We start from the raw sequence: 20890 nt of genomic DNA on the forward strand, positions 1-20890 counted from the left end.
TGAGGGCATTGTTGAGCACGCCCTTGCCCAATCCTCCACTCATTATCCATTCAGGGTCAGCAGCGATGGCCTGAAATAGGCCTCGCTTCGATTTGCCGGGGAGTCGCCGCATGAGTAAGGCCAAGACCGATCAGCAACAGGAAATTTTGCCCAACCCCAAGTTCTACCCGCCTGAGCAGGAGGTCACATTTCTCACCTTCGGTCTGGACGAGCAGGGGCATACGCTGCGCCTCCTAGTCAATGGACAGCATCACTGGGTGCGCGTCGGGTTCAAGGACGTCGACTCGATGTATCGGGGCCAGGAAATGGTGCGACAAGGGATCTTTAAGTCTGCGTCGATGCTTCACCCCTCGACCGAGGATGGCAGCAGCTGAGCCTATTGTGCGGAGGAATCACCCAATAGTCGATTACGTGATATATTGAATAAATGGCAATGACCTCAATTTCGAATTCATTTACCCAGGGTGGAGATCATGGCCGCAGTCATCGAGCATAAATCAGGGTTCAAGCTCTGCCGGGAATCGCAGATGGCTGTCGACGCACTGAAAAGTCAGGGCAAGCCCTATGTTGTGGCGGCACTGTCACAGCTGCAGCGCGACCGGGTAATGACCGACGCCGCGCCGCTGGTGGTGGGCACCCTGGACTTCATCAAGGCCGCGCTGCGCCAGCGAAAGCTACCAATGCCCGAGGAAAACTGCTACCCCGAAGCACTGGGCCACCTGCTGCACCGATCAATCTGGCAATCCACGTTGTATGAGGTTGTCCAGGAGGTGGTGAAGGGGAGGCCGCTATTCGCAAAACCCTCCAAGCGCACCAAGCGCTTTACTGGCATGGTGATCAGAGACGGCTTTGACTGGCGCCTGGACAGAATTTCGCGCAATGAGCCTGTGTGGTGCAGCGAAGTCTGTGAGTGGAAGAGCGAATGGCGGTACTATGTGGTTTGCCATCAAATCCAGGGCAAGGCTCTGTACCACGGTGATGGCGCACACGGTGTCGATGAACGGGTGGTGCACGAAGCGGTGGCCCTCATGGCGGCTCTTCCTGGCACACCTGTCAGTTACGCAATCGATTTTGGCGTATTGGCCAGCGGCAAGACCGCGCTGGTGGAAATGAATGATGGGTTTTCGATTGGCGCCTATGACGGGGTTGATCCTCAGGTCTATCTGGCGCTGCTGGAAACCCGATGGCATCAACTAACCACTGTGTGAACGAGGTTTTCTATGGGTGATTCGTTTTGGGGCAGTCCCTGGCTTTGGGGTCTTATTGGTGTCGGCGCAGGCCTGGCTATTGGTGCAAAATTTATGGGGCCTGAGTTGCCAGTCAATCCGGTGGTCGAGATCAACGAGCTGAGGAGCGACTGGACGATCGAGTGCATCAAAAGAGCCACGCCGCAGAATTACCCGACGCCTCCGGAGGCGATCAACAACTGCACGGAGCAGAGCTTGAAGGTCATTCCGCTGAACCAGGTGATTCCGAACGTCGCTGGCGTGTCCCGCGATAACTCACCCGCTGGCGTACAGACCGTCAGTTCTGAAACCTGGCGTGCTGATTTGGAGAGGTTTATGGGAGAGGTAACTGTGAGCAAGACATTCATCAAGGGGGCCAGCATCGGCCTGGCCATTGGCTTTGTCTTCGGCTGTTTCTTTATCGGCTCGTTCGTGAGTGGCCCGCCAAAGCCGCCACCCACCGCCAATGAGCTGCGTAGTCAGTGGGCCAGCGATTGTATTTCCGATGGGCGAATGGCTGGCCAGGCCGCGACCAAAGAAATCATTGCAGTGTGCACCGAAACGGCGGCCAAGCTCATTCTCACTGAAAAGCTCCCCGATTCGATTCCAGGCGGGTATGATCTGGATCCCAACGTGTCGTTGAAATAAGGGGTAAGGGCAGTGAAAGGGAAAATCTTCGCCATACGATTATCGCTGGGGCTTCCCATCGTATCTTCCCACGCTGCTGAAACCCAGTGTCCTGCCGGCAAGGAGGTGGCCTGCCAAGAGGCGACCTTCCAGGCCCAGGCGTACAACGAAGCTTTGCGATCAAAAGCCCGTCCTGCACTCGACCTGGATTCAGCCGTCGCCGAGGGCGAGTTTTTCACCCTAAAAATCCATGTCGACGTTGACCGAGCGTCCATCGATACGCAGGATTCGGCCAAGGTGACGCACATGGTCGACTTGTTCTCCAAACCCTTGCTGGCCATGTGCGAAAGCCCCCAGCACCACAAGCTCATCAGTGCTGGCGGGGCGTATCGCACCGAAGTTTATGCCAAGCACTCGCAGATGTTTCTCTCCATTCCGCTTGAGTGTGAGCGCCCCGGCAGGGTTTCCGCGAAAATCCATCCGGCTTCATAAATAGCGGTATTTGCTGCTGGGTTATCACTTCCTTTCTGTGGCTCGGTGGCGTATTTTTGTGTTCAGTCTTTACCACATTCTGTAGAACTACTGACGAGACTACCTGTGACCAGCAAAGTATCCACTGCCGACTGCAAGGCCTTCGTCGTCAATTTCCAGCGGAACAATCCTGGGCTTGAGCGGGGTCGTTTCGGCATGCCCGCTGATGCCCCTGAAGCGCCTTATGCGGGCCTGGACAACGTCAAGAACTGGAAGCGTGTCTCCAAGACCCGACCTGTGGATGGCGAGCTCTATCATCGCTATGGCGACACCACGACTCCGTTCAGTGCCAATGGCGAGGCGCGCATTCCCGTGGCCCATGCTGATATCGCCTGGGTACGCACTTTCGACTTCGACCCGGCTGATGGGCAGATCGCCTACTTCGTCTTTGAGCTCAAGGACGGCACCCTGGTGATGGGTGACTATGTGGGTGATTGAATGGAAATCTTCGCTGGATGCCGGTATTGCACCAGCATCCAGCCTGCATTCCAGTTTACAGTCATGCGGCTAATGGAATTACAGTGTCGGACTGTTAGGATTTACAGGTGACATTGAACGATATTGAACGTGGAACTGTTGAACGGCGGTTTTGATCTGTTCGGCACTGACCTCACCCAGCCAGGCAGTGAAGGTTTCTTCGCCGACGTGTTTCTTGAACGCCTTCATGAACGCACCGAGCTCGATGCGGCTCAGCCCCGTCAGGCTGGCCACCACCTCGCCGTTGTAGCGCTGCTTGATCAGCTCCGATCGGTCTTTGGACGCCAGCAGGTCGGTGTATTGCTCGCGGGCGCCGGCAAAGTGATCCAGCGCCAGCTCCAGCCAATCCCTTTCATCACTGGCCCAGTCATATTCCGGCAGGTCGCGGTCTTTCATCCACGCCAGGAAGGCCTGGTAGGTGACGCGCTTCTTGTCCTGGCCTCGGCCCCGGTTGGTGCGGTTTTCCAACTGGTACATGCTGGTATTGAACCGGGGGTTGGAGGCCGCGAACTCAAACATGTCCTCCAGGGTGTCGAAACCCTGGTTGTAGCGCACCGCGTCATAGCCAAGAAATGTCAGTGCCTTATCAAAATCCCGCGTGAAGGTCACCGCGCCCAAGACCCGACCATTGATCTTTATCGAGCGCGACAAGCCATCATTGCCGAAGCGCAGGCCATTCATCTGGCGCGCCAGAATGATGAACAACTTGCTGAGGTCGTTCCAGGCGTAAAAGCTCTGGGCGTACGCAAAGCATTCGCTGGGCACTGGCATCAGATCGACCTGCAGGCTGCCGCCCTCCTCAAGCGCGATGGCGGTGTGAAAGGCTGGCGCGTCAGGGTAGGCCTCCACAAAGGGCCAATCACCCCCCAAGACGCCCTGCAGGCGCTCGACGAGGGGCCTGTGACCTACGCGATCAACAAACTCCTGAGGCAGCAGGATGTCCAGGTCGCCGTAGTCAACCTTGCTGCGGTAGGCCCGGATCAGGTGGGATTGCAGCGTAAAGCCATCGTCCGCGAGCATTTTGTCCAGCGCAGCGCAGACGGTCGCCCCGAGTGCCCTCGCTCTTGTACTCTCGACACGCTTGGCGCCGAATTCCTTCAATGCATTACCACCCACAGCTACCTCCGTTTCAAATCTCTAAAGAAGTTCGGCTCTCACAATCAGTGTGGCCAGATTCTTCGCGTCGACCAGCGCATTATGCGCCGAGCCTTCAAACTCAGCGCCAGCCCGTTGCAGCGCCTGCGACAATCCCACATTTTCACTGCTGCGTTTCTTGATACGGTACAGCAAGCCTGCATCAACTGATAGGTGAAACGGGCTGGTAAAGCCATGCTTCCGGCATTCTCGGGCCAGGTAGGCGGCATCATCACCCCAGGCAACATAGGGCCGTCGCGCACCGAAACCCTTGGTGATGGTCGTTATCACATCCTGCAGGGGTCTGCCCTGGCGTTCCACCATGCGCTGCGTGATCCCGGTGAGCTCCTCACAGAAGGGCGATACCCGGTCGCGAACTGGCTTGACGTAGTAGTGCGCCTCGCGATGCGTCTGCCCGGTGGTGAGATCAAGCTCAACCAGGCCGATGGAGAGGATCTCCCCCAGCTGGCGCTTATCTTCCCAGCAACACATTTCCATGTCGAAGCACATGACCCTGGAGAAATTACTACTCATGCTGAAATCCTTGCCGTAAATTCTGCCGCAGGGGTTACCACCTAGCCCACGTCGGGCTGTACCTGGCAGATCACATTCTGTGAAAACGATTGGCTGCCACTACCGCCTTGCGCCTGCATCGTAGCACCCATGACATAGGTACGCCCACCCGTGACATATTCATACTTATTTTGGGGTGGAGCCGTCAATGTCACGCCATTGAAGGTGGCTCTTGTTGTACCGGCACCATTCGAAAACCATTCCGAGACTGGGCTGCCATTGATATTGTAGCGACAGGCCAGGTACCTCGGTTGGTTCAGAGTGCTACTGGTTTTGCTTTCGGTGGTGCTTGGGCCGGCATCCCGGTAGGCGGCCTGCTTGGGGTTGTATTCACGGGGCTGGATGGTGCGCGTACTGGTCACCGCATTGCAGCTTTGGTACTGCACCGTATCCCCAGCCCTCAGCGCCGATCGGCTAGGGCTGTCCACGCACCCGCTGGACGTGGTCACCACCCAGTTGCCCACGGCGGGTTCTGCGGGCATCCAGGTGTCCTGCAGCGGCGAAGGGGGGATGGGGGCGGTCATGCGGATGACATTGTCACTTACGGCCACCATCGGGAGGCTAGCAGCCACCAGAAAACTCAGTGCAAGGAGTGATCTTTTCATGGAGTAATCTCAATAATTTCAAAATTAATTCAATATACCGATATGGAATTTCTGGTTCAAATTCAAGTTATGTGGTTTGTCTGTATATTGACAATTGCCATAATGGCAATTAAGGTTTCAGTAAATTTCCCGAGGCCATGATCATGAACCCTGTCAGCACTCAGCTGCTCAACACACTTGCCAGTCTCGCAGTCATCAGGGATGAACCCGAGTGGGTTGCGCGTTTTTATGATGCCGCGCACCTGGACATCTTCCACCCGGAGTTGTGGCGAACGGCTGCAGCTTTAGCCTCTGACAGCAGCAAGCCCGAATTGGTGGCGCAGGTTGCAGCCGCACAGCAGGAATTCGAGCAACGTCTGCAGAGTCTGGGCTGGAGCCTGGGCGCTCACCAGTGGAATACGCCTGTGGGCGAGGTGGATCAGGGGGATGAGGGCCTGTTCGTAGACATCCTACTCGGCGAAAACGGTAGCCCGCTGCGCCTAGGGGACAAGCTGTACCTGCACCCCTATCGCTACCGTTCGGCTGAGGAGCTTTTGGCAGCTGCCAGCACCAACTACCCAGACTCGCCTTTCAAATTCCCCGAGCACAGTGTCGCCTGGCACTTCCTCAAGCGGGTCGAAAAGTACGTTGGCGATGAGCTTGAGTCAGGCATCGAGCAGTCCTTCGAGCAGTGGTGGGCCAACGGTGGCGAGAGGCTGACCGAGCATGAGTTTGGCTTGCAGGATTTGATGGGAGCCAGCTGGCGTGGCGGTCTGCTGAAGGGTCAGCAAACCCTTGCCAAGACCCAGGCGGAACTTGAACAGGCGCTGAAGCGGATCGAACGCATGGAAAAGGCGCTGCTGAGCGTGCGCCGCACCTCGCAAGACGCCAAATCCGTCACGATCGTCAGCGATGCCCTTCAAGAAGCAGCCCTGATCCCGGTCAACCTCCTGGCTGTGCCCAAGCCTCGCTTCCGGGTGTTCGTGCAAGAGATGAAGGAGAGCCATCGGACGACGCACTGGGTGACCCTGGAGAATGCGTCCAGGGCCTCGGATGCGAAGATCTGGGACAACACGGGGCGTATCACCCCGGTCTACCACGAAAACCCTGAGTATGCCTTAGAATCAGCCCAGAAGTGGGCGGAGTTCTTGGGTGTCGAGGTTGAAAAGGAGAGTGGCAATGGTGAATCAAAATGAGCAATAGGCTGACAGCGGGTCAGTTGCGCCGCGAGTTCCTGCTGCGGATCATCCGATTATCGGTGGATGGCCGGTGGGTCAACTGCAAAGGGGGCCTGCCACTCAACGATGATCTCAAGCGGCTAGTCGCTGAAGGCAAGGTCACTTTGACCCGCCATGGCGGCCCTGGGCGGACGGAGTTGGTGGTACCTAGGAGCCCTAGATATAGGGGTAATGGCATCAAGCGGGTGACCAAGGCGAGGCCAGCAGACGGGGTGTACGCCACCGATCGGCTGGTGTGCCCTTGCTGTGGCGCTATGGCACCCTCCCAGGGCCTGATCAAGCATGCAGACGCCTGCTCGCTGCGGGTCGACCATGTTTACGACAGCCTCTACCCGCGAAAGGGCAGTGGCTGGTGGCATAACAAGCACTGGATGGAAAGGCCGAACAGGGCATAGACCCCGCCTTCATCCTGACCAGGGTTCGTACTCAATACTGCAGGCGGCATACAGCGAGGTTATGCCATCTGCAGCCATCTCCATGAACCTACCCCGTCCCCATTGTCCGTCCGAATCCATGTAAGAAGTGTAGCCGTCGTAGATTTCATAGACCTTGTTCTCCCAACTCCAGGTGACCATCCCTCCGGTTTTGGCCCCGGTTTGCCAGAAGTTACCCCTTCCTCCCGGACTGACGTCGTACCGGCATTCGCCGTGGGAGACAGGCTTGACGACGCGGGGGTCGTAACGCTCCTCGGTTGCAAGTTCCCCGACATTCCGGTACTTGTGCGAAACGGTGTTGTATTCCCTCGGCTGGGACGTTCGGGTATAGAGCGGGCTGCAGGTTTTGGTCTGTGTAAATTCGCCCAGCGGAAGATCATTGTCGGTGGGTGTGAAATCACAGTTCAATAGCGCATAGAACTGCCATTCCGACGTGAGGGGATCAGCAGGCACCCAGGCATCTTCGGGGCCTTCGCCCGATGTAGCCCTGATCGGCGCGCTGATACGGATGATATTTTCTGCTGACGCTGCCGTAGACACAAGGTTGATCGCCAGCAAGGCCCACGCTACTAATTTCATGCTCGACACTCTCTTTTTGAATACAGTATCAGTGTTCATGGTGCGCCCGGAATCCTTTCTGCCGGAAAATTGAGCCAGATCAATCCTTTGCTTAAGCCTTGGCGGCCACCTGGCCCTAAAATTCCGGAAATCAATTAATTCGCGAAGCCCAATAAACGTTTAATCTTCTAATATTCGAATGCCCAATAGATGGATAGTTACACTGAGCATGCATGCCGCAAGTACTGACACACGTGCTGCTGACGCTCCAGCCTATCGGTGGCATAAACACCCCCCCGACTCAGTCGCTTACTTTTTCCAGGTTGGCCAGGGGAATGACCTTTTCAAAGGCAGGGCGATCGTCCGTGGCCTCGAATGCAACCATGTATTGGTTGACGCCTGCATCGTATTGCACGGTGCCTTGACGACCTCGCAGCTGCTCCTTGGCACTGCGGATGTAATGCCGCAGGCGATCCTTGGGCACCACGACGGCATCGCCCGTATGGAGCCTGGGCTGCAGCAGCAGGGCTGCCATGTAGGCATTGAGTTCTGCTCTGCCGGCTGAAATGACCGACTCCAGGCTACGGTGTTCGATTGCTTGCATGTGGCCCCTCCAGAAAAATGACAGCGCAAATCAAAAACGCATTGTTTTTTGTGAGCAAAAACCCCGCTTTTGAGCAGGGCTTTTGAGTTGTGCAATATTATCGATAACCGATTGGCGGCTCAAGCCATTCTCAAGCAAGGGCTTACGACGGTTCCAGTCCCCGACTCTGATTGTGCTCGGACATGCGTCGCTGGCGTTCCGCCGCGAGTTCGGTAGCAATCTCTTTGCGGCAACCCTCCAAGAACTCAGCTCCGCGTGGGCTGCCCAGCCACTGGATCATCATGTTGATCGTGTCGATGTCGTCAGCGGATGCCTGCCACTCGGTGTCCAGGGCTGCCGCCCCCAGCCTGGCATGATCGGGCGCTAAGACCGCATCGACGCAGTTCAGGCCCAGGTTGTACTGCCGATCACGGATGTTGGCCACCGCCCAGGCCGCAACAAACCCGCGTTTGCGATCAGCCAGCTTTCCAACCATGTCTTCGGCGGCGTCCAGGAAAGCCTTGCCGTTGTTGGTACCGAGCCAGCGAATCAGGCTGGCGCAGACGCTGGCATCGCGCTGGGTGGTCTCGTGACGGGCCATGGCCAAGATGTCGCGCAGGATCGAGTTGCGCCCATCCAGATATTCTGGTTTGTCGTCGGCGTCCTGGAGGGCCTGCCAGCGGCGCATAAACACCACCTCGCCGATGACATCAGGTCGGACAGGACGAATGGGGTCATGCACAAACAGGGGGTCATCTTCAAAGGTGTCGGTCATAGAGGCTCCGGGGAACAGGTCAGATTTTACCACTGAGGAAAACTTTCATCTGGGCGCGGGACATGGCGCCGATTTTGGTGCCTTCGACAACCCCGTTCTTGAAGACCAGGAAGGTAGGAATGGCCCGTACGCCGTAGTTCTGCGCCAGCTTATCATCCTCGCTGATGTCGATCTTGGCGATGACCAGGTCATCACGTTCGGTAGACATCTCGTCAAGCATGGGGGCGATCATCTTGCAGGGGCCACACCAGGGGGCCCAGAAATCCACCAGGACTGGAACCTTGGACTTCAAAACGACTTCTTCAAAATTTTCTTGGGTGACTTTGATGGTGCGTGACATGGGTACTGCTCCTTATGAGTGGTGTCAATTTACACGTTAACCAAGCAATCTTCCACCCTCAAATCAACACCTTTGATGACCATCATCGACAGGAGCTGTGCAAGGGGAGGTTGACCAGGAAATGATGGGGGTTATGAGGCAATGAGGATGCTGGAAGGTTGTCATGAAGGCTATAAACTGGTTTTGGGATCAAAAAACCTGTTCTTTGGACTGGCATGGGGGTATTGATACTACTACCCATCCTGATTGGAAATAAAAAGCTGTTTGGGGCCCACTTCATTCCTTCAGAAAATCACCTGCAGTGTAGGGAGCGGCAAAGCATTGTAGGAAATCAAAGGCATTGTATAAAATCAAGGGCATTATAAAATTCTAAGGTTGGACAGGATTGGAGCGATTATAGGACTCCTTCGTCGTCCAAAATAAGGCCGCCTTCGGCGAAGATGAAATATTATAAGGGCGGGAAAAGCAGAGGGAAATTTTTCAGAAAAACCCCTGATAATTGGGTGCTCTTTACCAATAATCAGGGGTTGCTGCTGAACTAATTTGATTCGATGAAAGAAATCGGAGCATGTATGCGAATTATATTACGACCTTTTGGCGCGGGGACAAAATTCAATTGCACCGCTTGGTCAAGGTGGAGTCCGTCCTGATCGGTCGCCCTTATGACTACAAACGTGTTGGCGTCTCCAGTGGTCACATAGCTGAGCACTTTGCCCTTCAGGGTGACAAATCCATGCGCAGGTTGTTCAACCACTTCCAGGGTATGGGTATCACCCAAGTTAGGGTCTGTGACATGCAGCGTGCCAGATCCACCCCGTCTTTCGTACACCTGCAGTTCTGGTGGTGTAATGGCGATAGGCGCCAGGTTGTATTGGTCGACGATCACCGAACCCTGGCCCTCAACGGAGTAGCCCTCCTGGTCGATTGCAACGAATCGGAACGAATCAGAGCCATAGAAGCCTGGGTCGGGAGTGTAGACAAGGCCATTTTCGGTAACGACAATCTTCCCGTGAGCCGCCTCCTGAACAACCTCAAACACATGACTGTCCCAGGCGTTAAGGTCTTCGACAGTCGGTATTGTTGGCATACTGGAGGCGCTTTCACGGGTATGAATACTGACGCTCGTCATGGTTGGTGGGTAGTTGTACTTCGCAACTGTGATCTGTGCTTCTCCATCGGCGGTCATACCTGAAGCATCGGTCACTTGATAAGCGAACCTGTCCGTGCCGGTGTAGCCGATTGCGGGGGTGTACTTGAAGCCAGTGGAAAGCACTTCCACCGTGCCTTTGGCGGGCCCACTAATCACGGAGTAGATTTTTGCCTCCCAGGCCTCTTCAATGTCCTCAGTCGGCGTGACGGAGGTCTGAGAGCTTTCGTTGAGGGTAAAGGAGAGGCGGGTAGTCACGGTCGGGTGGACAACCTTAACGATCGATTGCCCCTGGCTCAACACGACCTGGGTGCCCGCACTATCGAAGATAGAGGCAGTCCATTCCACCGGGAGCTCGCCAGAACGTGCAAACACGCCAGTAAGCTCCAATGGTGTGCGAGATGAAACGCGCAGTTGGTCTGGCACTCGGGTGAACTGTATAAGGCACACCAGCGCCCCTTGCGCTGCGCCTGCAGCCCTTGCAGCTGCCTCATCCCCTGTGATGGAGCAGCTCTCGCCCGACACTTGCTGCATTGTCAGGCTTGCTGTCTCAATTGCCCTGACCACCGACTTTCCTTCAAGGGATTGGCGGAATGTAGCTGTGGCTGTCGCTGATTGCACGTCGAGCATACGCTCGCCTGAGCTCAGCAGGATCTTGCTGCCCTTGGCGGTATAGATCGACAGTGAATAGCCAACTGGTTGCTTGCCGACATTCAGGGCGCGCCCAACCAGTTGCGTCATGGGCAGACTGCCATCCCCATAGCTTTGCTCCTCCAGCCCTTTCGGCTTAGCCGTCCATTCCAGCAAACAAATAGGCTCCAGAATGGGGTCAGCTGCGCGAGCGACTGCGTCAGAGGTGGTGATCCGGCAGCTGTTGCCAGTCAGGGCGCTGACCCTGACCTGGATATCGCTTATTGCCTGCACAGGGCTTTCATTACCGACTTCCATTGACACCTGGGGCATCCAGGTATTGATGCTGGCGTACACCACAGGGGAATTTGGTGCTGATGTGGAGATGATCACGCCATTGTTGCCCACAGCCCCATGCTGCTGAGGAACAACGGGGATGGAGATCTTGCCAGCTGTCTGCGTGAAGTCCAGTTGCTTGAGTGTCACTGTGGCACCAGGCTTGACGCTGACTCCGTCGATGGTAAGTGGTGTCACCGCATCTGCCCTGAGGGTCGCGCTGATACTGTACACACCACTTACAGGCGTGCCGTCAGCCAGCTTCAGTTGCTCACTGCTGATCAGGAATGACCCGTCTTTTCGGTCAAATTGCGCCGGCACGCTGGAATTTTGATTACCCCTTCCACGGCATCAACGATGCCGGTAGTGGCGGGCTTGTACATAAAGGTGGTCGAGCCCACCCCCGTGTTTAGCTGGCTGTCCTGAGCCGTCACAGTCAGCGTATATACCTCGCCTGAGCTCAGGGACGGGAAGAGAATGGGGTATTCCAACCCATAGGTGGTGGCGTCGATTTTACGGTAGGAGAGGGCGATCGATTCATTTGCCGGGCCACCTTTGAGATTCACCGACAGGATCTTGGGGGCTGGATCTTTGTTGTCAGCCACAGTGAAACTGATCTTGTCCAGTGTGTCGATGGAATCTGAGCCATTTTTGCTCACGGTCACAACCGGGCTGGTTCTATCGCTGTCGAACTTGAACAATGGCAGCTTGGACACCGCCCCTAATTTTTCGTCGGCTCCGGCCACCAAGTCATGGACACCCTCGGGCAGCGTTTTGAGATCAAACTCATACTCGAAATACTCACCTACGCTCGAAGTCAGCTTTTTGTTAACGTTAAGTGTCGTACCGCCTTTATCCTCAAGCCAGGCACTCTTGTGACCCAGTCGGTTGTTGTAGTCACCTTGCTTTTGCTGTTGAATTTTGAGCGTAAGAATCTTTGAGGATTCGTTGTAGATGTGGCTCAGAACAGGGTAGTAGAGATCGTTCCACACGACTTGCGCGGTGGTTCTTGTTGCAACCAGGGCGCCGTCCGAGCTTCTAAGCCCGAAAATATCAGCCATATAACCCGCGGTGCCTTTGGCGAGAATCTTTGAAGTGCTGATTACGCACTGCGTTTCATTTGCTGGAATTGTGCAGGTGCCATAATGGCTTGTGACCTGGGCGAACGGCCTTTTCTCGACTGTATAGCGCACCTGGGTAATTTCCACCGGAAGTTCAGACGGTGTAATTACGCGATTAGGAATCATCCAACCCTTGTCGCTGAAGTAGTACTCAACTTTTTCTATGACCGGTGTTTTCGGCGCTTCATCGTCTAGAACAAGATCATAAGTAATGGTTCCATTGCCAGCCGATGACCCAAAATTGATAAACCGGACGTAGTTTAGTTGCTCTGCCCGATAAGGAAGCGAAGCAACTAGGTATATATTGCCAGCGTCTTCACCTACCACCTTGTTTTCACCGAGAGTGTTGGTGAAAGATAGCCCTCCCAAGCGATAAGTACTCCAATTGCTCTTCGGAATCTTCCAGGCCAGGCGGATAGGGTTGGTTTTCACAGCCATCCCGGCGACATACGGCACGAAGCCTGTCAGCCCTGGTGCGAGCGTAGTGGTTGCGCTTGGGTCATAGACTCCAAATGGTTCGGTTGGGGCGTTACCAATGTCATCGAACATGACCTTTTGGCGGTTGGTGGTGGTCGTGTTTCCAGCCTTGTCCGTCACCAGAAATTCCACACCAAACACTTCGTCGAGGTCAGAGCTTGGGAAGAAGCCGGTGCGGTATTGAATCGATGCTTTTTTATCCGCCTCAGAGAACAGGACATTGTATTCCTTGTGCAGCACACCCGTTTCCCGATAAACCCTGGCAACCACCTTGCTGATGCCAGAAGTATCCGAAAAGTCTTTCAGGACAAAGCTTGAGTACGTCAGGGCGTCTCCCGAGGCAATGCCGAGCTTCCAGACATCGCCGGAAAGCACTGGCCCGCCCCATGTGTAGGGAAGGGGGGCGAATGTGCCTGGTGCAGGGCCCGTGGTGTCGATAACCAATGGCAGCGTCTCGGTCTTGACCACTTCCCCGGTGCTGGCAAGGATGTCCGTTGTCACCTGATAGCTACCATCCGGCAGCTTAGGGCTGGCGAACTCCTCGGCGTAGTAGTTCTTTCCCTGGTAAGTGATCACATCGCTCGCACCCAGAACCTTCCCACTCTCCTTAGAGAAGGCGGGGGTTTGAGACCCTGACCGTGTAACCGCTATGCGCAGCTTGCGATCGATTCCGCCACTGACCATGAAGGTGATTCCGGAGCTCGGGTTGGCCAGCCCCTGTGTCGCGACCACATCCTTGCGTGCGCCGTCCGCGATACTGACGTAACTGTACTTGACCAGGTCTGCATGTGCTGCCTGGGACATTGCCAGGGAAGCGGCGGCTACAGCAGTGGCCAGCCACGCATTCCGAAATATTGAGCACAGTTTCGTAGCTGCGACTTTCACACTAGAATCCTCTTCAGGGGCCAGTCACTGGAGCAATGTGCGTCGAACTGGCCGTTGTCGGCTCTCAATGAGCCAACCAATGTCTATATTTGAATTATTGCATTGAGGCCTGGAAAAGTACACGGCATCCGCAACCAATAAACATACAAAGCGTATGGGGCTGCATGCGCCAAACCTCAACTTATATTCAGCTTTATACGCAACATTATTGGACGCATTTGAATTTAGTGATCTTGAAGGTCAGCGCACTTGCCCCCAGGCATCTTGAATTAAATAATCGGAAACACAGGGTGCGTCACCCATGCTGGATGCTTGGAAATTCAGCGCGAAATGGTAGGGCCGTGGGAGGCACGGCGCCCGAAGTGAGCGCAGATGCTTAAGCGCTGCAGCAGCGTCAAGCATACCTCTGCGAAGCAGAACTGCGTGCCTTCAGGAGGGTACATCCGCCAGCACTAAATGGGCCTGCCTCAGCGCCCACACAGGTGCTCGATGTAGCCATCGAAGTCAAGGGACAGTGCGTTTGCCTCGGCCACGATCGCAGATGGCAGCCGGTGCACGGTGCTTGCGTGCTTTTCAGCAAATGCGAGGAACACCGGATCAGGGCTCATGTGATAGGGCAGTCGGTTGACCTGGCGCAGCAGCGGGGGAAAGGGGTTTGTCACCGTGTTTGCAAGCCCGAGCAGTTTGGAAAAGGTTGTAGAGTGGGGCTTTGTTCATGTTTCAAGGCTCCAGATGACAAGGGTTACCGGCGCATGTCACCCCGTTCGATGACTGGCTGTGTCCAGTAGAGCAGCCTAGGGAAGGCTGGTCGCCCAAGGTACTTCTCCAGCGAAGGTCGGGTGACACAAAAGCCTCCGTGCGAAAGACCATGAACCCCCATGTGGTGGCCCATGCCCAGCGACAACCTGTGGCTCGCCCCATCGTTGGTAAAGTGGTGATCAAGAATGCGCAACTCGTCTGGGATGCCCAAGTGATCTGCAACAGCCCAGCCCCAAGCGGCGGCCTCTGGATCAGAGCATTGCATCGCAGCCCGATGCAGCCTTTCGTCCGGGTGCAGATCCATTGCCGCGATCTCGTCCAGCATGCGCTTCTGACCCACCCCAACATCGCCATCCAGGTAGCTGCGGAACTGGGCGGGCACTGTGGCGATGTGACCTGCCTCGTGGAGCAGATCGCTGACGTCGCAAGCGCGTGAATACTCGATACTGCCGTGGGTGATGCGACAGTTCGGCAGGAATCCCTCCACCTGGTCAACCTCGACAGCCTTGATCCCGATCTCATTCAGAAACGCAGCGGTCTTCTGAAGCCAAGGACAGGGGGCGAGGGTTGCTGATGTCATGGGAATCTCCTGAATGGTCGGCAAATCTTATCAAACAATGTGCGTCGAAGTGGACAGGCAATCTCGTCAAGGCTTCACGGGCACTTGAACTTCCATCAGTGCCCGAAGATCTGCCTTGTACACCTCGACTCGTGGGCCTTCCCCCTCCATTGCGTCGATGATACGCAGGCGTCGGGATTGCTCGATACTCCACAGTGCGCCCATGGTTTTGACGGGGGCGCCCGCACCTGAGGCGTCGCCTCCAGGCAGAAGATCATTCAGGCGCTTTGCGATCTTCTCTACTGTGGCCACATCCAGTTTCTTGGTCACTTCAGAGAGGCTCAAGCAGCCCAAAATGATCTCATAGGCGGCGCGGATGGTGGCCGCTTCAGGACTGCCTGACTCGATGTGAAACATTGTTTGGGACATGGCAAGCTCCAGTGCGCAGAAGTGACGGCAGGATAGTGTATCAGGCGGCGGTCAGCCAACGGTTGGACTCAAAGAGCGTCGCAGGCGCAATAGTCTTGAGATTGAAGCCGTACTGGCGACCGATCTGCCGCGCTGCGGCATGCAGGATCCGGCGCACAGGCTGGGCTTCCACATAGACGCCATCACACCAGACCTCCAGGCCACTACCGCGACGCACCCGCACTTCCTTACCCTTGAAATAATCCCGGTATTGGAGGCAGCCGTGCATCTGATCGATGATCGCTTCTGCGTAGTGGCCGGTGATGTAGATCACACCACCCTCACCATCGTAGGAGAAATCTTCCGGGCCGGAAATGCGCAGTGCTTTTTCGATGTCGCTGTGCGGGGTTTGTTCCACGATTAAATCCTCAGAAGGTCGTAATGGCGATTTAAGCATAAATTGCCAAAATGGCAATGATTATTTCGACCACTGGCCCTGGCTTCGCTAAGCGCGACCATGAAACAATTGAAGCATCAGCACGCTGCACCGAAAAACGGGAAAATGCCATGATCAAATTCTCAGACCTGCCTCCTGATATGCAAACGCTCATCAGCGATTTTATTGGCGCCCCGATAGGTGATGCGGCAATTCCGGAGCACCTGCCCGTGATTGACGTCCGGCTGGCCGATATCCCCATTGTGCCCCTGTGCGAATACGACCGAGGCACCCTGTACGCCAGGCGCATGTCGCCAGAACAAACACCGCCCATCATCGTTGCTGATAACCAATTTCTTGATGGCAAGCATAGGCGATTTTCGTTCCTGGAGCTTGGGCTGACCAGCGTGCCAGCCATCGATCTAACAGGCATCGCAGATCCGGAAATGGTGAAATTTTGCAGCATGGGTGAATTAGGTGCCGGCATTTCCTACGCCCCTGAGCACGATCGCCCCGATGCGCCTGACTTCATGGTCTGGGACTACGCAAACAGTGGTTTTGTAACCAAAGACTACGGCTACAGCGCCCATCCTAATGACGCTTGTGAGCTGTCTCTAAACGAGATTGCCGAGCGCTACATCAGTCCTAAAGAGTACCTGATCTTCCCCTACCTGTATTTCGTGGATATCCAGACCAAGCTGCGCATCGAGCGCGGGACACCCGAACTCCTTGCCAGGGGCATTGAAGGATGGGCGTGGCAAATCGACTCGCCAAAATCCCTGGGTGGTGATTGGTATGACTGCGAAACCGCCGAGGATGCTGTCGAGGCCGCGAGGTTGTATGTGGCGGATCGCCTGATTGGCGTGCGAGTACCCGAGCCGGAGCTGCTGTTGGCCCTGGACGCCCCCTGCATCACCGATGCGCTAGAGGCAGTTCCACCACAGGCGGTCAAACGCCAGGCCTTTGAGTCCGTCTTGGGCTTCTGATTGGTTTAGGCTTTGCGCCGCCAGGGACGTATTCGCTAGACTTCATTGAAAGGCACTTGCGAGCGATGAACATGACCAAATTGACCACGCTGTTCCCTGAAGACGATGGCGTTACGCACATTAACATCGGGCGCGCCGCTCAAACCCAGTTGGGCCGTGACCTCGATATCTATGCCCATCGTCCTTTCCAGCATCCGCAACATGGGCAGTTCGCCTCGGTGGCCGGCTATTTGGTATGGCTGACACGACAAGTCGAGTCAATCCGGGAAGTCCATGGCTTTGATGCGGTGAAGATTGCCAAAGAGCTTCCAGTCATGAAGCACTTCACGCCAGAGCGATTCCAGGCACAGATCAACGCAGCAACGGCATTGAAAATTGCCGCGCATGCGGATATCAGCAAGGCCCTCTACGCATCAACTCTACCATTGATGCACTACGAGGTGCTCAAGCAGGATGGGCAGACGACTGTTCAAATGGGCTCGAACGGGCCTCACGCGCTCTTGTTCATTGAAGGACTGCGCCGCGAAAAAAACTGCGATGCCGACATGCACAACATTCACAAGTCTTCTGAGCGATTTGCCGAAGTTCGCCATCTGACCGACGATTATGACATTGGATTGCGGCACTGATTTGTAGGCAAGCAATTTTGGCGGTGCATTCGCCAAGTCAGGGTGAAAGACCCATTGGGATCCTGGCGTTGCATTGCCATCTACTTCTTCGATTAGCCCCCTTGGGGCACCAGCCAGGAGCGTGCTTACCCACCGTAGTGCCAGGCGGTAAGACCTGGCAGGTGGTAATCCGGAGCTGCCCATGCGAGCTTCATGTCACGCAGTGATTATTTGGTATATTGACAATGTGTCAATGCATGCTAACATCTTCCTGAAGTTCGTTTTGCCCACTGTGCATCCGCTGATTAAAGGAATGACCAGCGACACATCAGTCTATCAGCGAAACCTTCAGGCACGGTCGTCTTGAAGCCTCCGAGGCGAAGTAAAGTCACATGCGCCGTAGCTTTCATTTTTTAAGGAACATTCCATGATCAAACACCAGCAAAACAGCCGCCTCGCATCAAGCACCCATCACCGTGGCTTCGAGATAAGGCTGATGGAGGGATCGGATGTACTTAGTATTTCCCTGGAAGGCCGTGAGATCGCCAAAGTTGACTCCCTGACTCTTGCCAAGGAACACATCGACTTCTACCATGCAGCGACGGACGCTTCGTTTAGTCTCTCTCGTCAGCGCGTAGCAACCGCCCAGGAGCTGGGTGATGCGGAGCCCGAACCAGAACTTGCCCATGGAAAAATCAATACCTGGATCAAATGGTATCGGAATGCCAGTGGCTGCGGTTTGCGCGAGGCCCACGAGGAAGGTATGCGGCGTCTACGCGAAAAAGGCGCCTGAGGCAGCCAAGTCACAAGGGGACTTGATCTTGGTCACGCATAATACCTCTGAACTTTGATAAACTTCGCGGGCTGTTCGAGCGCCATTTTGGTATTTGCAAACTTTGATTTAAGCGTGGAAATCAATTCATGCATAAAACGCTATTGCACGCACCTTTCTGAATGGTGCGCGCACATGCCGATCAATGATTGAAATTATCGAGCCATCAGGAGAACCACTCTTGGAAACCGAACAGCAGCCGAAACGGAAACACCGATCAACCATCCGCCGCGTGGCCAAGCAGCTGCGCCAACAGCTGAATGGCAACTCAGCTGGCGTCTATTGGTCGGCGAAACGCCTGGCCACCTGGGCAAAGGAAGACCTCGAAGCAGTGCGAGATCTCGCAGAGTGCGAGGGCATGATGCGCGACGATGAGCTAGTTTGGCACGACGATCCATGAGAAGGGGCCCTTGAGCCACCCGAGCATGCTGTCGAAATCCGCTATGATTGCCAGACCCTTTTGGAGTGCGTCTCGATGCCACCCCCTGCTGAGCAGCTAACAACCTCAGAACAACCCCTTGACTTCAGGGGTATGCGAATCAGCCCTGAGGAGCTAGAGGAGAACGGGGATGGTGTGCTCGCCATTCTACCGAATGACCAGGTGGTTGAGCTGCTCGAATGGATGCGTGTCCGAATAGGTCATGGCGGCGCTACGGTAGGTGGTACCAGCAGTGGCGAGGAGTGGGGCTATAGGGTGGTACGCCAAGCGCCAAGCGGACTCTACGCAAGGATGCAGCAGTTTCTTGGAGCGGTTGCACAAGTGAGGGCTGAGCGTATTGCCGCTGGCAAGCGACAGAAACGCTGGGACAGCATCATTCATGTGGTTGGCCATGAGGCCCTGACCTGCCCAGAGATTGCTGCGGAGGCGGTGGAAGATGGCTGGCTTACCCTGCTAAGGGACTTCAGGGCTTGAGTGCGAAACCCCCTTAAATTTTGAGTATGAACGTAGGGTGCAGAATTTCCCGCAGGCCGCTAGCATCGCAAGCACGAATGTAGCCATCGTGCTTGAAGAGCTCTGAGCGGCGAGCAGCATCCAGTACCGCCCTGATCTTGTTCAGTGGATGTTCCACTCGGCCTGCTGAGCGCTGATAGGCAGAAATACACAAATCAGGATCACCCGCCCAAGCACAGGATGCTTTGCGTTCCAGCATTTCGTCTCTCAGGTGTTCGGCTAGCGTCGATTTCTTGGGCATAGTGCGAGCTTCCTATCTTGCTGAACTTGGTTGCTGAACCTCGATGTAAGCATACACCTCAGTTCTCAGATGTGTTCTTGCTTTGTCGAATCGCTGGCCCTGGCGAACCGCGAACCAGTGGTTGGGAACACTGATAATGTAGGTCTTGGTCGCATCAAGCGTCGGCAAAAAACGCTTCAAGGTCACACGCCCACCCGGCTGCTTCATGGGTGTTATCTGAAACCCCAGATCATCACGAAGCATGTACCAAGCTGCCACCCCGTTCATGCCTCTTTCGCTGTCCCAACCTCGTTGCTGTGCCAGAGACAAAACGTCTGCCAGTTCCAGACCTGTTGCAATGTGAATGGCGTAGGGCACACAGTCTGTCATGACACGTTTTCCTCTAACTTCTGGCACCCAGGTCGGGGATAGTTTGTATCACCTTCGCTACCTGGCGCTTGGCTTCTTTCAAGTTGTTTGCCGCCCAAACCGGGGTGTAATGCCAGTGCTTGATGATCCGGGTGGGCTCATGCCAGCGCTCGAACCCTTGAATGCTGGCTGTCCAGGGCTGGCCCCTCGGGCGCCGGTTCAGCCTCCCGATGACAATACCATTCATTGATATGGAGTAGCCCAGGGCGCCCTTTGTCCATGTCAGATCAGCGCCCGCTTGCTGGCGGATGCGGCGCAGTGCAGCTTCATTCCACCGGCCTTCGGCGGCAATCACTTCACCTGACCGGACGTCTGGCTGTGGCGGGGCTTCATTTGTTGCCACGGTGGTGTTCCCCTGTTCGATTCTGCGTGCGAAAACCACCCATTTCTTACTACTGCCGCCCAGCGGGTACTGGGCTTGAGCGGTCACTGGAGTTTCCCTGTGCAGTAAGCGGCTAACTATTAGTGCCTCGGGGTTTAACGGTACCACAGTCCGGCGTACCGAGCAAAATCGTAGATCTCTGCGATTAGTGGGATCATTTTAAGCTCAAAATCGAGAATACTTACAGCGCAGGAGCGGGGCGGTATAGTAGCATCGTATGTGGCATCATTTTGCACTTAGCGCGGAGGATCCAATCTACCATGACAAACTTCAGGGAGTCAGTCAGATCGACCCAGCAAAGCTGGAGAGAGAACGTATACAGCAGTGGTTACCCTTGAAGTCTATTCCAATTTTAAATGCGGATCAGGAGGTAAAAAATGAAGCGTGAAGAAATCACTGCAGGCAAAATATACTCGGATGGCACCAAATCGTTGCGTGAGATCATCACTATTGAACCCGATGACCACGGCAACATGTGCGTCGTTTATGCCCTGCTCAGCGGAAAGCCGAATGGCAAGCCGCTGGATCACGATCAGGAATGCAACCCTATTTTTGGCTGCTACCTCCATTCATTCCAGCGCTGGGCAAAGGGAATCCTGGCACCGAAGGCTGGCGCCACTGAATAGGCGTAGGTGCTTGCGAA

The 20890-nt window shown here is 55.4% G+C and carries 27 protein-coding genes; 12 read left to right on the forward strand and 15 right to left on the reverse strand.

Annotation, left to right across the window (positions count from 1 at the left end):
* Positions 1-110: 110 nt before the first annotated feature.
* The 5 genes from DV532_RS26295 to DV532_RS26315 all read left to right on the forward strand — a co-directional run bounded on the left by DV532_RS26295 (position 111) and on the right by DV532_RS26315 (position 2822).
* Positions 111-374 carry a hypothetical protein gene (locus DV532_RS26295; protein ID WP_056799541.1) on the forward strand — a complete coding sequence of 88 codons (264 nt, stop codon included), beginning with the start codon at positions 111-113 and terminating at the stop codon, positions 372-374.
* A 99-nt stretch (positions 375-473) separates the two neighbouring features.
* Positions 474-1208, forward strand: coding sequence for an ATP-grasp domain-containing protein (locus DV532_RS26300; protein ID WP_056799540.1), 735 nt, complete (start codon positions 474-476; stop codon positions 1206-1208).
* Between the two features lie 12 nt (positions 1209-1220).
* Entirely contained in the window at positions 1221-1874 is a 654-nt protein-coding gene (locus DV532_RS26305; RefSeq protein WP_120715428.1) for a hypothetical protein, read from the forward strand.
* Between the two features lie 12 nt (positions 1875-1886).
* Positions 1887-2345: a hypothetical protein gene (locus DV532_RS26310; protein WP_056799532.1), complete on the forward strand. Its 459-nt coding sequence runs from the start codon at positions 1887-1889 to the stop codon at positions 2343-2345.
* Positions 2346-2450: 105 nt separating this feature from the next.
* Positions 2451-2822, forward strand: coding sequence for a hypothetical protein (locus tag DV532_RS26315; protein WP_056799529.1), 372 nt, complete (start codon positions 2451-2453; stop codon positions 2820-2822).
* 78 nt (positions 2823-2900) lie between these two features.
* Here the strand turns inward: DV532_RS26315 and DV532_RS26320 are convergent, their stop codons facing one another.
* Genes DV532_RS26320 through DV532_RS26330 form a run of 3 tightly spaced genes read right to left on the reverse strand, consistent with a single transcriptional unit; the run spans position 2901 to position 5092 of the window.
* The gene (locus DV532_RS26320) at positions 2901-3977 is read right to left on the reverse strand and encodes a hypothetical protein (RefSeq protein WP_156675964.1); all 1077 of its coding nucleotides are present in this window, start codon (positions 3975-3977) and stop codon (positions 2901-2903) included.
* A 21-nt stretch (positions 3978-3998) separates the two neighbouring features.
* The gene (locus tag DV532_RS26325) at positions 3999-4529 is read right to left on the reverse strand and encodes a 3'-5' exonuclease (RefSeq protein WP_056799524.1); all 531 of its coding nucleotides are present in this window, start codon (positions 4527-4529) and stop codon (positions 3999-4001) included.
* A gap of 41 nt (positions 4530-4570) precedes the next feature.
* Positions 4571-5092, reverse strand: coding sequence for a hypothetical protein (locus DV532_RS26330; RefSeq protein ID WP_236707506.1), 522 nt, complete (start codon positions 5090-5092; stop codon positions 4571-4573).
* A gap of 224 nt (positions 5093-5316) precedes the next feature.
* On the opposite strand from DV532_RS26330, the gene DV532_RS26335 reads away from it, so the two are divergent.
* Positions 5317-6348, forward strand: coding sequence for a hypothetical protein (locus DV532_RS26335; protein WP_156675963.1), 1032 nt, complete (start codon positions 5317-5319; stop codon positions 6346-6348).
* A gap of 446 nt (positions 6349-6794) precedes the next feature.
* Here the strand turns inward: DV532_RS26335 and DV532_RS26345 are convergent, their stop codons facing one another.
* The 9 genes from DV532_RS26345 to DV532_RS26380 all read right to left on the reverse strand — a co-directional run bounded on the left by DV532_RS26345 (position 6795) and on the right by DV532_RS26380 (position 15820).
* Entirely contained in the window at positions 6795-7442 is a 648-nt protein-coding gene (locus DV532_RS26345) for a hypothetical protein (protein ID WP_056799513.1), read from the reverse strand.
* Positions 7443-7683: 241 nt separating this feature from the next.
* Positions 7684-7986, reverse strand: a complete 303-nt coding sequence (locus DV532_RS26350) for a hypothetical protein (protein WP_056799510.1) — start codon at positions 7984-7986, stop codon at positions 7684-7686.
* 142 nt (positions 7987-8128) lie between these two features.
* The gene (locus DV532_RS26355; RefSeq protein WP_056799507.1) at positions 8129-8740 is read right to left on the reverse strand and encodes a hypothetical protein; all 612 of its coding nucleotides are present in this window, start codon (positions 8738-8740) and stop codon (positions 8129-8131) included.
* 19 nt (positions 8741-8759) lie between these two features.
* Positions 8760-9080 carry a thioredoxin gene (gene trxA, locus DV532_RS26360; RefSeq protein WP_056799504.1) on the reverse strand — a complete coding sequence of 107 codons (321 nt, stop codon included), beginning with the start codon at positions 9078-9080 and terminating at the stop codon, positions 8760-8762.
* A gap of 538 nt (positions 9081-9618) precedes the next feature.
* Positions 9619-11343 carry an Ig-like domain-containing protein gene (locus DV532_RS30735; RefSeq protein WP_177413839.1) on the reverse strand — a complete coding sequence of 575 codons (1725 nt, stop codon included), beginning with the start codon at positions 11341-11343 and terminating at the stop codon, positions 9619-9621.
* 131 nt (positions 11344-11474) lie between these two features.
* Positions 11475-13676: a DUF4165 domain-containing protein gene (locus DV532_RS30740; protein ID WP_177413840.1), complete on the reverse strand. Its 2202-nt coding sequence runs from the start codon at positions 13674-13676 to the stop codon at positions 11475-11477.
* Positions 13677-14418: 742 nt separating this feature from the next.
* Positions 14419-15015: a hypothetical protein gene (locus DV532_RS26370; RefSeq protein WP_056799497.1), complete on the reverse strand. Its 597-nt coding sequence runs from the start codon at positions 15013-15015 to the stop codon at positions 14419-14421.
* 66 nt (positions 15016-15081) lie between these two features.
* Complete coding sequence (locus DV532_RS26375) at positions 15082-15423, reverse strand: hypothetical protein (RefSeq protein ID WP_056799495.1); 342 nt, start codon at positions 15421-15423, stop codon at positions 15082-15084.
* A 40-nt stretch (positions 15424-15463) separates the two neighbouring features.
* Positions 15464-15820: a hypothetical protein gene (locus DV532_RS26380; RefSeq protein ID WP_056799492.1), complete on the reverse strand. Its 357-nt coding sequence runs from the start codon at positions 15818-15820 to the stop codon at positions 15464-15466.
* 50 nt (positions 15821-15870) lie between these two features.
* Here DV532_RS26380 and DV532_RS26385 point away from each other — a divergent pair, with 50 nt between their 5' ends.
* The 5 genes from DV532_RS26385 to DV532_RS26405 all read left to right on the forward strand — a co-directional run bounded on the left by DV532_RS26385 (position 15871) and on the right by DV532_RS26405 (position 19177).
* On the forward strand, positions 15871-16824 hold the full coding sequence (locus DV532_RS26385; RefSeq protein ID WP_156675962.1) for a hypothetical protein: 954 nt from the start codon (positions 15871-15873) through the stop codon (positions 16822-16824).
* Between the two features lie 71 nt (positions 16825-16895).
* Complete coding sequence (locus DV532_RS26390; RefSeq protein WP_156675961.1) at positions 16896-17453, forward strand: hypothetical protein; 558 nt, start codon at positions 16896-16898, stop codon at positions 17451-17453.
* Positions 17454-17859: 406 nt separating this feature from the next.
* Complete coding sequence (locus DV532_RS26395) at positions 17860-18225, forward strand: hypothetical protein (RefSeq protein ID WP_056799484.1); 366 nt, start codon at positions 17860-17862, stop codon at positions 18223-18225.
* A gap of 220 nt (positions 18226-18445) precedes the next feature.
* Entirely contained in the window at positions 18446-18664 is a 219-nt protein-coding gene (locus DV532_RS26400; RefSeq protein WP_056799482.1) for a hypothetical protein, read from the forward strand.
* Between the two features lie 174 nt (positions 18665-18838).
* Positions 18839-19177, forward strand: coding sequence for a hypothetical protein (locus DV532_RS26405; protein ID WP_156675960.1), 339 nt, complete (start codon positions 18839-18841; stop codon positions 19175-19177).
* A 13-nt stretch (positions 19178-19190) separates the two neighbouring features.
* Here the strand turns inward: DV532_RS26405 and DV532_RS26410 are convergent, their stop codons facing one another.
* Genes DV532_RS26410 through DV532_RS26420 form a run of 3 tightly spaced genes read right to left on the reverse strand, consistent with a single transcriptional unit; the run spans position 19191 to position 20295 of the window.
* Positions 19191-19457, reverse strand: a complete 267-nt coding sequence (locus tag DV532_RS26410; RefSeq protein WP_120715429.1) for a hypothetical protein — start codon at positions 19455-19457, stop codon at positions 19191-19193.
* Positions 19458-19469: 12 nt separating this feature from the next.
* Entirely contained in the window at positions 19470-19826 is a 357-nt protein-coding gene (locus tag DV532_RS26415; RefSeq protein WP_056799478.1) for a hypothetical protein, read from the reverse strand.
* Between the two features lie 13 nt (positions 19827-19839).
* Positions 19840-20295: a hypothetical protein gene (locus tag DV532_RS26420; protein WP_056799475.1), complete on the reverse strand. Its 456-nt coding sequence runs from the start codon at positions 20293-20295 to the stop codon at positions 19840-19842.
* A gap of 329 nt (positions 20296-20624) precedes the next feature.
* Between DV532_RS26420 and DV532_RS26425 the strand changes: the two genes are divergently transcribed.
* Positions 20625-20873: a hypothetical protein gene (locus tag DV532_RS26425; RefSeq protein WP_056799473.1), complete on the forward strand. Its 249-nt coding sequence runs from the start codon at positions 20625-20627 to the stop codon at positions 20871-20873.
* Positions 20874-20890: the final 17 nt, after the last annotated feature.

This window comes from Pseudomonas sp. Leaf58, from assembly GCF_003627215.1.
In the GTDB taxonomy this organism is placed as follows: Bacteria; Pseudomonadota; Gammaproteobacteria; order Pseudomonadales; family Pseudomonadaceae; genus Aquipseudomonas.

Excerpts from the sequence above, each read along its gene's own strand:
- DV532_RS26355 (WP_056799507.1), bottom strand. The coding sequence starts at position 8,740 with ATGACCGACACCTTTGAAGATGACCCCCTGTTTGTGCATGACCCCATT.
- DV532_RS26325 (WP_056799524.1), bottom strand. The coding sequence starts at position 4,529 with ATGAGTAGTAATTTCTCCAGGGTCATGTGCTTCGACATGGAAATGTGT.
- DV532_RS26295 (WP_056799541.1), top strand. The coding sequence starts at position 111 with ATGAGTAAGGCCAAGACCGATCAGCAACAGGAAATTTTGCCCAACCCC.
- DV532_RS26300 (WP_056799540.1), top strand. The coding sequence starts at position 474 with ATGGCCGCAGTCATCGAGCATAAATCAGGGTTCAAGCTCTGCCGGGAA.
- DV532_RS26385 (WP_156675962.1), top strand. The coding sequence starts at position 15,871 with ATGGCAATGATTATTTCGACCACTGGCCCTGGCTTCGCTAAGCGCGAC.
- DV532_RS26375 (WP_056799495.1), bottom strand. The coding sequence starts at position 15,423 with ATGTCCCAAACAATGTTTCACATCGAGTCAGGCAGTCCTGAAGCGGCC.
- DV532_RS26410 (WP_120715429.1), bottom strand. The coding sequence starts at position 19,457 with ATGCCCAAGAAATCGACGCTAGCCGAACACCTGAGAGACGAAATGCTG.
- DV532_RS26390 (WP_156675961.1), top strand. The coding sequence starts at position 16,896 with ATGACCAAATTGACCACGCTGTTCCCTGAAGACGATGGCGTTACGCAC.
- DV532_RS26335 (WP_156675963.1), top strand. The coding sequence starts at position 5,317 with ATGAACCCTGTCAGCACTCAGCTGCTCAACACACTTGCCAGTCTCGCA.
- DV532_RS26345 (WP_056799513.1), bottom strand. The coding sequence starts at position 7,442 with ATGAACACTGATACTGTATTCAAAAAGAGAGTGTCGAGCATGAAATTA.
- DV532_RS26305 (WP_120715428.1), top strand. The coding sequence starts at position 1,221 with ATGGGTGATTCGTTTTGGGGCAGTCCCTGGCTTTGGGGTCTTATTGGT.
- DV532_RS26330 (WP_236707506.1), bottom strand. The coding sequence starts at position 5,092 with ATGACCGCCCCCATCCCCCCTTCGCCGCTGCAGGACACCTGGATGCCC.
- DV532_RS26425 (WP_056799473.1), top strand. The coding sequence starts at position 20,625 with ATGAAGCGTGAAGAAATCACTGCAGGCAAAATATACTCGGATGGCACC.
- DV532_RS26350 (WP_056799510.1), bottom strand. The coding sequence starts at position 7,986 with ATGCAAGCAATCGAACACCGTAGCCTGGAGTCGGTCATTTCAGCCGGC.
- DV532_RS26370 (WP_056799497.1), bottom strand. The coding sequence starts at position 15,015 with ATGACATCAGCAACCCTCGCCCCCTGTCCTTGGCTTCAGAAGACCGCT.
- DV532_RS26395 (WP_056799484.1), top strand. The coding sequence starts at position 17,860 with ATGATCAAACACCAGCAAAACAGCCGCCTCGCATCAAGCACCCATCAC.
- DV532_RS26415 (WP_056799478.1), bottom strand. The coding sequence starts at position 19,826 with ATGACAGACTGTGTGCCCTACGCCATTCACATTGCAACAGGTCTGGAA.
- trxA (WP_056799504.1), bottom strand. The coding sequence starts at position 9,080 with ATGTCACGCACCATCAAAGTCACCCAAGAAAATTTTGAAGAAGTCGTT.